Origin of the sequence: Rugosimonospora acidiphila (genome assembly GCF_039543385.1) — a bacterium.
Classification (GTDB): domain Bacteria; phylum Actinomycetota; class Actinomycetes; order Mycobacteriales; family Micromonosporaceae; genus Rugosimonospora; species Rugosimonospora acidiphila.
Genome location: NZ_BAABJQ010000006.1, coordinates 264,490 through 277,305, shown reverse-complemented (window position 1 = coordinate 277,305; position 12,816 = coordinate 264,490). Strand labels below are relative to the sequence as shown.

Here is a 12,816-nt window from a genome sequence, read left to right as displayed (position 1 = left end):
GGTGGCGTGAAAGGGGCGGGGATCCTGTATTCTTGTCGGCGTCGCTCCGACAGGTTGGTCGCCGGAGAGGCATGCGGTCCCCCGTAGCTCAATTGGCAGAGCAACCGGCTGTTAACCGGTAGGTTTTTGGTTCGAGTCCAAACGGGGGAGCCTGGTCGCGGCCCGCCGCCTCGGCGGTGGGCCTTACCGTCTCCCGGGTCGTCCGGCCCCTCGTCAAGGCGGCCGGTGCAACCGCCCGGACGGCGGGCGGCTGGTGGGTAAAGCTGCTGTCGGTGTGAGCCAACCGGGGTGTGTGACCCTCTACTTCGCGCGGCGCGCGCCGGTGGTCCGAGGATCTTCCAGGGCCGCTGGGTAAGCTGGCGGCGCCGGGGCGGTAGCTCAGCAGGTTAGAGCAGTGGACTCATAATCCATCGGTCACGGGTTCGAGTCCCGTCCGCCCCACCAGGTCGTGTGGTGCCGTTAGCCACTGGCTGGCACCCGGTGAGGGCGCCTGGCCAGTGTGGACGGTCGCCGAACTGGCCAGGGTTCTGGCGGTTGATCGGTCCTCGTGGCCGTGGTAGCGGCATAGGGTTGCCCCTGAGCGGCGTGCCCGGGGCGGCTTCCGTAGCCCCCGGGCACATCACCCATCCAGGTGCTGCTCAGTTGCATCTGCTTCAGGAGTTGACCCACGGGTTTGCGCCGTTGGAATCGGTCGGCTGCACCTGGTGGGTTGGGACACCGCCGGTCCACCGGCAACGGTTCGGCGATCGCATGGCTACTACCGAGAATTCGGCTCAACCGCGATGTTCCCAGGGCACGACTCCAACGCCCTCGCTGGGCGGCAGTGAGCAGCCCGATCTGTCACGCTTCGAGCAGCGTCACATCGTACTTCTGGATCTCCGGATCTCGTGTGACCAGGGTAAGGTCCTCGCATTGCGCTTGCGCCACGAGCATGCGGTCGAACGGATCCCGATGGATCAACGGAAGTCGGCCGGCGGTCACGGCGTGTTGGGACGTGATCGTCAGCTCGCGGAATCCGCTGTCGCGGATCCTCTCAGGTAGGTCGGCCGGCTCCTTGAGCTTGCCGACCGCCTGCTTGATGGCAACCTCCCAGAGGGTTGCGGCGCTGACGAAGACATCGGGTTCGTGGTCCAGTCGAACTTTGATGTCATCCGAGAGGGTCGGATCGTCCGCCAGCCACCAGATGACCACATGGGTGTCGATCAAAAGTTTCATGATCACATGCCGAAGTCGCGCGCGATGGCGTCATTGACGTCGTCTGAGTCCCAGTCCTCGGCGATGACCAGGCTGCCCCGCAGTGAGCCTCGGCCGGTCCGGTTCACGGTACGGATCAGGGGGATGACCTTCGCGATGGGAGTGCCCGCCCGGCTGATGATGATCTCCTCGCCGTGCTCGACGCGATCGATGATCCGCGACAGATGGGTCTTGGCGTCGTGGATGTTGAATTGATTGGCCGCCTCGCTCGACATGTGCCCTCCTTAGCTAAGAGGTTAGCCCGTAAGGACGCACGGCGTCGACCGACACCCTTCCGGGGATCCGGCGCCACTCTCACCCGCGCGAACTCGGCGGGATCCGATTGCCGGCGCCGTGCCCAAACTGCTTGTGCCCGGTAACGTGTGTGGTTCCCTGGCGGCGGTTGGGCGGAGACGATGGGCAAGAACAGTCGTGAACGGCACCAGGCCAAGCGGAAGGCCGACGCGGGGGCTGCGCGTCGGAGGGCTGCCTGGACGCCCGGCTCCCAGGACCCGCTGGGCTCCTTCGGTCCGCCACCCGCCCCGTTTCAACCCCAGCTCGCCGAACAGCTCATCGACCAGGCGGTCCGCGCTCAGGACCGCCGGAATGCGGCCGAGCTGGATCGCTGCCGCGCACTGCTGGCCGCAGCTCCGGATGGTGCAACCGGCATCCAGGTCGTCAACCGGGCCTTGTTGACCGCTCTGCTCGCTCAGGTGGAGTCCGCCTGGCTGCGCGGCTGGCAACCTGCCGACCTGGTACGGGCGGCACGCCGCGAGTACACCACGCGTCACGGTCGGCTGATGGTCGATGCCATCGCGGCGCGGATGCGCGGCTATTCGAGGGCGACCGTCGACCAGGCGTGGCAGTCGCAGTTGACCGCTCTCGACGCGCGGGTGTGGTGGGAGCATGACGACCTTTACCCGACCGTCTGGGGTGAGCGGCAGGGCCTCGACCGAGCCGAGGTGATCGCCACCGCGATCGAGGTGCTTCATCTCCTCGCGACGCTGCCGCGGATCCAGCAGGTCGGCCCGATGCCGGGCGGTGCCACTCCCGCCGCGTCGACGCCGCCCGCCGACCTCGATCAGCGAATGCTCCATCGGGTGCGGGCATTGCTGGCGAAGGCCGAGTCCACCGACTTCCCGGAGGAGGCCGACGCGCTCACGGCGAAGGCGCAGGAGTTGATGGCCCGTCACCGTATCGATCACGTCGTGCTCGCCGCCACAACGGGCGCACAGGATCAGCCGGTCAGCCGCAGGGTTGGCATCGACAACCCGTACGAGGCGCCGAAGACGTTGCTGTTGCAGGTCGTCGCGGAGGCCAACAGCTGCCGAGCGGTGTGGGCGAAGCGATACGGCTTCAGCACGGTCGTCGGGTTCCCCGCCGACCTGGACTCGACCGAACTGATGTTCACCTCGCTGCTCGTGCAGGCGACGAGGGCGATGACGCAGACCAAGCCGAGCCTGGACCGGTACGGGCGTAACACCACCCGCTCGTTCCGGCAGTCATTCCTGACCTCGTACGCGATGCGGATCGGGGAGCGGCTCAAGGCCGCCACCGAGGTGGTGGGTCAGGAGCTGACCGTGTCGGTGGGCGCCGTCGCGCTGCTGCCGGTCCTCGCCGCGCGGGACGACGCGGTACGCGATGCCTTCGACAAGCAGTTCCCCGAACTGACTCAGCGGGTGGCGAACGTCAACAACCGGGAGGGCTGGGCATCGGGCCGGGCAGCGGCCGACTGGGCTTCGCTACACGGGCGTCAAGCGGTCGCCCGCGAGTGACCGGGAGACGTCGCGGCGATGCACAGTTGGGGTCCGGGCGATCGCCGGCGGCGATGCGGGTGCGGCGATTTCATTTACGCTCAGGCATGTCTATGGTTGAAAGTCGAGACACGTCCATGGTGACGCCTCCGAGTGGTAGGCGTGCGGCCACCTGGTGGTCGCTGGTGGACGTGGCGCGGGACCGGAGGCATCATCGGCGTACCAGCATGATCGGCCTCAGGGTCAGCGGTCACGGGAGCTCCTCATAGGACAGACGCTGGACGGCTGGACCCGTCGTCGGATCAACGGCGGTGAGGCAAATGTGGGTTGCCTAGATGATTGATCGGGTTACGTGTGTATAACCCGATGACACCCGTTAATGCGTCCCTCATCAACTCGCATTCGTCTGGCGTTCGCTTAGCGCGCGCCATTCGTCAAGGCGATGGGCCTTTGCTGTCTACGGTCAATCACACCGTGATGGCGGACGATCGAGGGGGGTTGTCGCGAAGTGCATGGAGCGCGTTTCATCCTCCTAGACATGATCAAAGTGGGGGAATCGGGAGAGCGAACCACCTGCGGTACATCCTGGATGCTGCTTTCCGGTAATAACAGGCCGTTGGGCAAGTCGACCCGGGAATTCGCCTCCTCGGCGCAGTGCCGCGCGGCCGCGGCGGAGCTGCGCGACCGGCGCGGCGAGCTGCGGGTCGTTCCGGTCGCCGTCGACCTACGCGGGCACTGGGGTTGGCGCATCGAGCTCGACGGCCGGCCGGTGGCCACGTGTACCCGTCCCTACCTGCGCCAGCGGGAGTGCGAGTACAACCTGCGTCGGTTCCAGGAGGCGCTGCCCACCACCGAGTTCGTCGACGCGGTACGCGTGGTGGAGAGCCGGGCGCCGCGATTGAGTCCGCGATGAGTGCGACCCGATTACTCGACCGGGTCGGCGGGCCTGCCAAGGCCCGCCACGAGTATTTCGAGGGCATGAACTATTTGGCGGATACCGCTATCCGCCGATCAGGTGAGTGGCCGCGTAGCACTATCGCTTATCGGGCCGGTGTGGCTGATTCGGCGACCTGCGTTTCGTTTGGCGTTCATGAGTTCTCCGCCGGATCGCGGTCGGGCTCTGACAACTTGTCGCTGTGCGGGTGGTCGGCTACGCGCCGGCGAGGAAAGGGCACGGGGGAGATGACACGGATGGACGCGCCGTCGTGCGCCCGGCCGGACACCTACGGGGCGGCCTGATGTCCCAGGTGCGTTTCCAGGTCCTGTTCGGTCCGTTCCAGCCACAGCCACAGCCACAGCTGATGGGCGGTCGGGCCGCGGCGCGGCTGATCCCGGATGACCCCACTCCCGGCGGGTACGCCTGGCGGCTCATCGCCGCCAACAACCGCGAACTCGGCCGCAGCGCGCTGGGGTTCGTGTCCTACCAGCTGGCGCGCCGCGGGATCGGGCAGCTGAAGCAGGGCATCGACCGGCTGGTCCAGCACTCCACTGTGGACCCGTCGACGAGGCGGTGGGGTTGGTTGTTCGATCTGGACGGCGCCGTGGTGGCGGTCAGCGGGCGCTGGTACGAGCGCGAACTGCACGGGCGGCTCGGCGCCGCCAAGTTCGTGACGCTGGCGCCGGGCGCGGAGCTGACCGACGGCGTGGTGAGGCTGCCGAGCCGGCACGGGGAGCCGTTCGTGGAGGGAGCGCGGTGAGCAGCGATCTTCTCGATAGGGCGCCGCGGGGCGGCGAGCCGCCGGTGGCGGCGGCGCAGCCGAGGCGCCGGCTCGCGGTCAACGCGGGCGCCGCGGACCGGCTGTTCCGTGGTACCGCGCGAGGCGGCGGCATCCTGGTACTCCTCCTGATGGCGCTCGTTGGCGGCTTCCTGACGTACCGGGCCTGGTTGGCGTTGCGTACCGCGGGCTTCAGCTTCATCACCACCCAGGAGTGGAGCCCGGGCGGCGGTTCCTTCGGCATCGCCGCGATCATGGTGGGCACCATCCTCATCGCGATCGTCGCTATCGCGACGGCTGTGCCGATGGCGCTCGGGACGGCGCTGTACATCTCGGAGTACGCGCCGCGTTGGCTGCGGCGCACGCTGATCGCGATGGTCGACCTGATGGCCGCCGTACCGAGTGTGGTTTACGGCCTGTGGGGATTCTTCCTGCTGCAATGGCGCGTTGTCGGGCTGTCCCGGTGGATTTCCGACTGGTTCGGCTGGATCCCCATCTTCAAGGTGGACGGCGTCGCCCGGCACGACCCGCTGGCCACCGCGACGGCGTACACGTCGTCCACGTTCGCCGCCGGTCTGGTGGTGTCGTTGATGGTGGCGCCGATCGCGTGTTCGGTGATGCGCGAGGCATTCGGCCAGGCCCCGGCGGGCGAGCGGGAAGGCGCCTACGCCCTGGGCGCGACGCGATGGGGAATGATCCGCAGCGTGGTGCTGCCGTTCGGCAGGGGAGCGGTGATCGGCGGCACGATGCTCGGGCTCGGTCGGGCCCTCGGCGAGACGATCGCCGTCGTCATGATTATCTCGCCGCGCTTCGTCATCCAGCCGCACATCCTGCAGAACGGGACCAGTTCGGTCTCCTCCCTGATCGCGTTGCGCTACGGCGAGTCGAGCCCGTTCTCCATCTCCGCGCTGATGGCCGCCGGGGTGTCGTTGTTCGTCCTGACCCTGGCGGTCAACTTCATCGCCGCCCAGGTGGTGGCTCGGTCCCGGTCGGGTGCGGTGAGCGAGGCATGACGACGATCGAGCAGCCGGCGGCCGCGCCCGGGACGACGACCGGCGCGGGAACGACCACCACTGCCGCGTCGCCGCCGGCCACCGTGGTGCCTCGCCGCCCCACCGCGCCGGCCGGGCAACAGCGCCGCCGGATCGGTGGGATGCGGCGCACCGACGTGCTGGCCGTCCTCGGCGCTCTGGCTGCCGGGGCCGCCACCACGGGTGTGCTGTGGACGCAACTCGGCCCGTTCACCGGGATACTCGGGTACGTCGTGGTGACCTGGCTGGTGACCGTGGCGTGGTTCGCGCTGCTGGTCTCGTTCGACGAGAACCGGCCGGTGGTCAAGGACCGGATCGCCGCGTTCGTCGTGCACTCGCTGGGCATCGTGCTGTTCGGCGCACTGGTGTTCGTCATCATCTACACGTTCAAACGTGGCGGCCCCGCATTGCCGCACCTGAACTTCTACACCCAGGACCTGCGCTCGACCGGGCCTCAGGATGCGCTGACCAAGGGCGGGGTGCTGCACGCCATCGCCGGTACCCTCATCGAACTGGGTATCGCGCTGGGCATCGCCGTACCGCTGGGCCTGCTCGCCGCGGTCTACCTGCACGAGGTGCCCGGCCGCTTCTCCCGGTTCGTGCGCACCGTGGTGGAGGCGATGACCGCGCTGCCGGACATCATCGCCGGCCTGTTCATCTACGCGACTCTGATCATCATCTTCCATCTCGGACCGTCGGGCCTGGCGGCCGGGGCGGCGCTCGGCCTCACGATCCTGCCGATCATCATTCGCGCGGCCGACGTCGTGCTGCGCCTGATGCCCGGCTCGCTGAAGGAGGCGTCGTACGCGCTCGGCAGCGGGCAGTGGCGCACCACCTGGCACGTCCTGTTACCGACCGCACGTTCCGGGTTGGCCACCGCGGTGATCCTCGGCGCGGCCCGGGCCATTGGCGAGACCAGCCCGGTGCTGCTGACCGCGAGCGCCACCGGTTACATCAACCTCGACCCGTTGCACGGACCGATGATGTCGCTGCCGTTGCTGGCCTACACCCTGGTGGCGTCGCCCGAACCCAACGAGATCACCCGAGGCTTCGGTGCCGCGGCGGTCCTGCTGATCCTCGTGCTCGTGCTGTTCATCGTGGCGCGCACGATCGGCGGTCGGGCACCGGGCGACCTGTCCGGCCGGCAGATCCGCCGCCGCGAACTCTCCTCGCTGCGCACCGCGCGGCGCTTCACCCACCACGAGGAACACCTGTCGACCGAGCTCCTGTCGACCGAAGAATGGAAGGAAGAGCCGCGATGAGCAATCCGCCATCCGTGCGCAGGCGCCGCACGTTCGCGGCGCTCGCGGCGTTGATGCTCGGTGCCGTGGTGAGCCTCGCCGGCCCGGCCGATCCGGCCGCGGCGGCGAGCCTCGTACCGATCACAGGTGCCGGCTCGACCTGGTCCTACAACGCCATCCACGCGTGGGCCAGCAACGTCGAGCAGAACGGCATCCACATCAACTACGCCGAGACGGGCTCCTCGGCCGGCCGTGCGAGCTTCAAGCAGCACACCGTGGACTGGGCCGCGTCCGACATCCCGTACGGCGTGGTGGACGGCAACAGTTCCAACACCGACGACCCGCCGAGCGACCGCCCGTACGTCTACATCCCGGACACCGCCGGCGGCACCACGTTCATGTACAACCTGAAGATCGGTACCCACCGGGTCACCAACCTGCGGCTGTCCGGCGAGAACCTCGCGAAGATCTTCACCGGTGTGCTCACGAGATGGAATGACCCGGCGATCGCCAAGGACAATCCCGGCCTGACGCTGCCGGCGATCCCGATCATTCCGGTGGTCCGATCCGACGGCTCCGGCGCGACCGCCCAGTTCACCCAGTGGATGATCGCCACCGAGGGCAAGTACTGGACGGCGTACTGCGGCAAGGTGAACATCCGCGGCTGTACGCAGACCTCGACGTACCCGCTCCTCAACGGCTCAAAGATGGTCGGGCAGCCCGGCGACCTCGGGGTGTCCGGGTATGTCAGCCAGGCGCAGTCGGTCGGCACGATCGGCTACGTCGAGTACTCGTACGCGATCGCGGCCGGTTTTCCGGTGGCGAAGGTGCTCAACGCCGACGGGTACTACACCGAGCCGACCCCCGGGCACGTCGCGGTGTCGCTGCTTGCCGCGGTAATCAACCAGGACAAGACTAACCCGGCGGTCTATCTGACCCAGGACCTGTCCGGGGTCTACACCAACCGGGATCCGCGCACCTACGAGCTGTCCTCGTACTCCTACATGATCTTGCCAACCACTTCGCTCTACGGTTTCAACACGAACAAGGGCTATACCGTGGGCGAGTTCGGCAAGTACTTCCTGTGCCAGGGCCAGTCCATTGTGGACGCACTAGGTTATTCGGCCCTACCCATCAACCTGGTTGAGGCGGGCTTCGCGCAACTGCAGCACGTGCCGGGGACGCAGGTGGAGACCGCGACGACGGCCATCATCCGCGGCTGTAACAACCCGACCTTCTCCGCCGATGGCACCAACACCCTCGCGAAGAACGACCCGAACCCACCGACCTGCGACCGGCAGGGCCCGGTGCAGTGCGACACCGGTACCGGTGGGGCCAAAGCCACCACGCCGACCAGAGGCGCCGGTTCGGCCGGCGGCACCGGCAGCTCCGGTTCCGGCGGCGGTGACTCGGGCGGCTCTGGTGGCTCTGGTGCCTCGGGTGGCTCTGGTGGCTCGGGCGGTTCCGGCGGTGGCGGAGCCAGCGGTGGTGCGAGCGGCGGGGGCGTCAACGGGCCGTCCGGCCCGAACGCCGCCGGTACCAACTCCGGCGGTGGCGGCACCACCTGCGAGGCGGACGACATCAGCTGCGTTTCCGCCGCTGGCGACGGTGGATCGGGCACCGACGGGCCGGACACCATCGACGCGATACCGGTGGACACCTCGGCCGCGCTCGGCGACGGGTTCGAGATAGCGCTCATGGCGGTGGGCGCCGCGCTGCTGCTCGGCCTGGGCCTGGTGCCACCGCTGGTCGCGCGGAGCGCGGCGAGCCGCCGGGGCCCCCGCGACGGCGAGGGAGGTGCCCGATGAGCCGTCGAGTGACGTGGCTGCGAGTGACCAGCGGCGCCGCCGCCCTGCTGGCGACCATCGGGCTGGTGGCGCTCGGTTCGGTCGGCCCGGCGCGGGCGGCCGACACCGTCGACCAGATCACCGGCAACGGCATCACCGATTCCGCCGTCACGGTCGACTGGGCGACCGGGATCCTGGGCGCGGACAACAAGACGGTGGTGCAGCCCCGAGACCCGACCAACTTCATGTACCCGGACTTCCAGAACCTCAAGATCACAGTCGGGCAGACCGAGAGCCTGGTGCACCAGTCGGTCCTGGTGACGTGGTCGGGCGGGAAGCCGACGAAGCAACCGGGCTTCTCGGCCGACTTCCTGCAGCTGATGGAGTGCTACGGCGACGAGGACTCCGGGCCGCAGCCGGAGGACTGCGAGTATGGCAGCGCCGGGATGATCAACAGCGGCGGCGCGTTCATCGCCAGCCGGGCCGGTAAGCCGTGCGTGGCGGGCGCGGTGGCCAACACCACCACGCCGCCGATCGCCGCCGACGGAAGCGTGGCCTCCCTGGGCTGCGACCCGAAGGAGCCGGGCAGCAACTCCGACCACATCCCGCCGCAGGGCGACGGGCTGACGTACAGCGTGCCGTTCGTTCCGGTGGGTACCACCGACAAGATCTACGGTACGACCACCGACTTCTACGACCGGTTCAACACCAACGAGATTCAGCAGGCGAACACCGGGCCGGACGGCACCGGCCAGGCGTTCTTCCAGACCCTGACCTCGACGCAGGCCCCCGGCCTGGGCTGCGGTGCGGTGGAGTCGAGCGGCAAGCCGCGCTCCTGCTGGTTGGTGATCGTGCCGCGCGGCGAGTACGAACCCAACGGCTGGCACCTCAACTCCAGCCTGAGCGGCCCGGGCGCGATGCAGGAGTCGCCGCTGGGCGCGTCGAGCTGGGCCCAGCGCATCCAGATCCACCTCGGCTACGACCCGGTCGCGGCGACCTGCCCGATCGGCTCGGCCACCCCGCGGGGCATGGTCGGCACCGAACTGGTCTCGCGCGCGGTCTTCTCCTGGCAGTTCGCGATCAACGACCTGGACAAGTGCAAGTCGCAGTTCTCGTACGCGTCGACGCCCGAGCCGACCAACACCACCCAGCTGAGCAGTCCGGGCGGTGCCGGGCTCGCGTTCACCACCATCCCGCTCGGCAGCGAGGCCGTGCGCGCCGGCAACCCGCCCCCTGACCCGATACCGGCCGTGTACTCGCCGGTATCGGTCTCGGCGGTCACCTTCGGCTTCAACATCAATATGGACAACGGGTTCATCAGCGCGCCGGTCAAGCTCACGCCGCGGCTGGTCGCCAAGGCGCTGACCCAGTCGTACATCAACGATCTGCCCAACAGCGCCACGCCGCCCGACTGGGCGAAGAACAATCCGACAGAGATCAATAAGGATCCCGAATTCGTCAAGCTGAACCCGGAGGTCGGCAACCGGGCGCTGGGCGACCCGGTGGCACCGCTGCTGACCAATGACCACTCCGCGGTGAATCAGCAGATCTGGGCGTGGATCCTGCACGACCCGACGGCCCGCGACTGGTTGGCTGGCACGCCCGACGAGAACGGCATGCAGATCAACCCGGAGTTCAAGGCGCTGGACCTGGCCAGCGCGCCGATCGACTCGTTCCCGCGCGCCGCCAGTTCGGCCGACGTCGGGCAGATCGTGCCCCGGACGTCCGAGGACCTGCTGCCGTACGTGGAGAACTACGACGACGCGGCGAGCCGGGTGCGGGCGGCGAACAACCCCGAGGGCGCGGCGTGGGATCCCAACAAGATTTCGCCCAGCGGCAATCTGGGTTGGTGGGGCAACGGCGGCATCGAGACCGCGGGCAGCACGATGATGTGGGCCATCTCCGACTCCGGGAACCTGGCCAACTACGGCCTCATCCCGGCCGACCTGTGCGACGCCGACGGCAGCCACTGCGTCTCGCCCACGTCGGCGTCGGTGGCCGCGGCGGTGAACGTCGCGAAGCGGAACTCCATCGGCATGTACCAGGTGGATCCGACCGCGGTGGGTTCGGGCGCGTACCCGCTGGTCGACATCACGTACGCCGCGGTGCGCCTCGACCAGGACCCGTCCGCGCTGATGGACTACGCCGGGTTCATCGCGTACGCGGCCGGTGCCGGGCAGACCCCCGGAGTCGCCCCGGGTCAGCTGCCGCACGGGTACCTCCCGCTGCCCGACACGCTGCGCGCCCAGGCGCTGGCCGGGGCGCTGGCGCTGGTCGCGCTGGCCAACCCGACCTCGCCGAGCCCGACTCCCGGGCACAGCGGTGGCGGCGGTGCGGCGACGACCACGCCATCCCACCCGAGAACCACGCCACCGCCGCCCAGGGCGAACCTGCCGTTGCCGACCACCGGGGCCAACGCTCCCAACGGCGGTGCCGCGCCCGTGGTGGCCGGGCCGAGGCCGAACGTCTCGGCGGTCGCCTACACCACCGAGCAGGCCAGCGTGCCACCCTCGACAAAACCCACGCCGCCGGTACCGGTCGGGCCGGTGCGCTGGGCGTTGCTGTCGGTCGTGGCCGCTGGCGTCGCCGGAGCCGGGGGAGGACCACTCCTACGGGTCCTAGCCAGTCGCCGGATCTCGCCATGACCGCGCCGCGAGTCAATCGCCGTCGCGCTGCGCGACACCAATGTGCCAGATCGTGTTCACTGCTCCTTCACAACGGCGTGAACACAAGTATCGCGACGCTACATGCATTTCCGGTATTGGCCGCACCCCTGTTCTCCGCACGATGACATCGCCCGCCCATACCTGGGCGGGTAGCTCCCCGGTTCCTTTCCGAAAGGAAGCACATGAGGAAGACAGCAGGGCGCGCGCGTGCATGGCTGGTCGGCGGCGTGGCCGCCGCCCTGGTCAGTGGCGCGTTCGTCGTCGGCGTGGCCGGACCGGCCTCCGCCGACCCGACCACGACCTTCGTGGGTGTCGGATCGGACACCATCCAGGACGTGATGAACCAGCTCGCCTCCACCGTGGGCGGCGGCCTCGTCGGCTCCTACGACGCGGTGGACCCAGTCACCGCGGCCGCCGGTGGGCAAATCGCGCCGAAGTCCGGGTGCACCATGACCCGGCCCAACGGTTCCGGTCAGGGCCTCAACGCGCTGCGCGCCTCGATCAACCCGAACACCACGGCCGGGCAGCTGGCCGACAAGCCGGAGGCCGGCTGCGTCGACTTCGCCCGGTCCTCCAGCGGCCCGGCCGCGGCCGACAAGTCGGTCAACGGCGCGCTGGTCTACGTCCCGTTCGCGCTGGACGCGGTGGCCCCCGCCACCGGCCCGGCCACGGCGGTGACGGGCAGCGACCCGGCGGTGGCGACGAACATCACCCACGCCGACCAGTTCACCCTGACCGACCTGCAGACGCTGTACGCCAACTGCGCGCCGATCACCGAGGGCGGCGTGACCTACACGCCGAACGGCACCACCACCGACGCCACGCACCAGCCGATCCACCTCTACGTGCCGCAGGCTGGCTCGGGTACCCGTAACTTCTGGCTGCAGACGCTGGGCATCAGCACCACCGGCAGCCTGCCGCCGTGCGTCAACGACCACGTCACGATCAACGGCCAGTCGGTGCAGGTCGAGGAGCACGACGGCACGGTGTTCGCGAACGACGCCGACGCGCTCGGCCCGTTCTCGATCGCTCAGTGGGTCGCCCAGAAGAACGGGCACCACGAGCGTCGGCACAACGCGGTGCTGCACTCGCTGAACGGCACGGCGGCGTTGACCTCCGCCGGGGCGCTCAACACCGCGTACCCGATCACCCGTGAGGTGTACAACATCGTGTCGTTCTCGCGGGTGACCAGCACCGCTTCGGCCGACGCGGCGTTCCGCAGCATCTTCAACGGCCCCTCGTCGGCGATCTGCCGTGGCGCCTCGACCCTGATCAACTTCGGCTTCGCCCTGCTCAACACCGCGCCGCTCGGCCACACCTGCGGCCAGGTCGCCAACGACCTGCGGGCGTTCGACCCGGCCAGCGACCCGGTCTGACGCCGAGCTCGGC

At 68.8% G+C, this 12,816-nt stretch carries 10 protein-coding genes and 2 tRNA genes; 10 read left to right on the top strand and 2 right to left on the bottom strand.

What is annotated here, in order from left to right; translation table 11 throughout:
* Positions 1-77 precede the first annotated feature (77 nt).
* Together ABEA87_RS13415 and ABEA87_RS13410 are read left to right on the top strand one after the other, a co-directional pair.
* Positions 78-150: transfer RNA gene (locus ABEA87_RS13415), tRNA-Asn, on the top strand.
* A 217-nt stretch (positions 151-367) separates the two neighbouring features.
* Positions 368-444: transfer RNA gene (locus tag ABEA87_RS13410), tRNA-Ile, on the top strand.
* A 396-nt stretch (positions 445-840) separates the two neighbouring features.
* Here the strand turns inward: ABEA87_RS13410 and ABEA87_RS13405 are convergent.
* Together ABEA87_RS13405 and ABEA87_RS13400 are read right to left on the bottom strand one after the other, a co-directional pair.
* Entirely contained in the window at positions 841-1,215 is a 375-nt protein-coding gene (locus ABEA87_RS13405; protein ID WP_345629360.1) for a type II toxin-antitoxin system VapC family toxin, read from the bottom strand.
* A 2-nt stretch (positions 1,216-1,217) separates the two neighbouring features.
* On the bottom strand, positions 1,218-1,469 hold the full coding sequence (locus tag ABEA87_RS13400) for a type II toxin-antitoxin system Phd/YefM family antitoxin (RefSeq protein WP_345629358.1): 252 nt from the start codon (positions 1,467-1,469) through the stop codon (positions 1,218-1,220).
* Positions 1,470-1,649: 180 nt separating this feature from the next.
* Here ABEA87_RS13400 and ABEA87_RS13395 point away from each other — a divergent pair, with 180 nt between their 5' ends.
* From ABEA87_RS13395 to ABEA87_RS13360, 8 genes are all read left to right on the top strand, one after another.
* Positions 1,650-3,008, top strand: a complete 1,359-nt coding sequence (locus tag ABEA87_RS13395; protein WP_345629357.1) for a DUF2786 domain-containing protein — start codon at positions 1,650-1,652, stop codon at positions 3,006-3,008.
* Between the two features lie 517 nt (positions 3,009-3,525).
* Positions 3,526-3,900 (top strand): hypothetical protein, encoded by a 375-nt coding sequence (locus ABEA87_RS13390; protein ID WP_345629355.1) that lies wholly within the window; start codon positions 3,526-3,528, stop codon positions 3,898-3,900.
* Positions 3,901-4,225: 325 nt separating this feature from the next.
* The gene (locus ABEA87_RS13385; protein ID WP_345629353.1) at positions 4,226-4,684 is read left to right on the top strand and encodes a YegP family protein; all 459 of its coding nucleotides are present in this window, start codon (positions 4,226-4,228) and stop codon (positions 4,682-4,684) included.
* Entirely contained in the window at positions 4,681-5,715 is a 1,035-nt protein-coding gene (pstC, locus tag ABEA87_RS13380; RefSeq protein WP_345629352.1) for a phosphate ABC transporter permease subunit PstC, read from the top strand. Before ABEA87_RS13385 ends, pstC begins: the two co-directional genes overlap by 4 nt.
* Complete coding sequence (gene pstA, locus ABEA87_RS13375) at positions 5,712-6,995, top strand: phosphate ABC transporter permease PstA (protein ID WP_345629350.1); 1,284 nt, start codon at positions 5,712-5,714, stop codon at positions 6,993-6,995. The genes pstC and pstA overlap by 4 nt, the downstream gene beginning before the upstream one ends.
* Complete coding sequence (locus ABEA87_RS13370; RefSeq protein WP_345629349.1) at positions 6,992-8,782, top strand: phosphate ABC transporter substrate-binding protein PstS; 1,791 nt, start codon at positions 6,992-6,994, stop codon at positions 8,780-8,782. The genes pstA and ABEA87_RS13370 overlap by 4 nt, the downstream gene beginning before the upstream one ends.
* Entirely contained in the window at positions 8,779-11,406 is a 2,628-nt protein-coding gene (locus ABEA87_RS13365) for a hypothetical protein (protein ID WP_345629348.1), read from the top strand. Before ABEA87_RS13370 ends, ABEA87_RS13365 begins: the two co-directional genes overlap by 4 nt.
* Before the next feature lie 203 nt (positions 11,407-11,609).
* Positions 11,610-12,803, top strand: coding sequence for a substrate-binding domain-containing protein (locus ABEA87_RS13360; protein WP_345629346.1), 1,194 nt, complete (start codon positions 11,610-11,612; stop codon positions 12,801-12,803).
* The last annotated feature ends 13 nt before the right edge of the window (positions 12,804-12,816 follow it).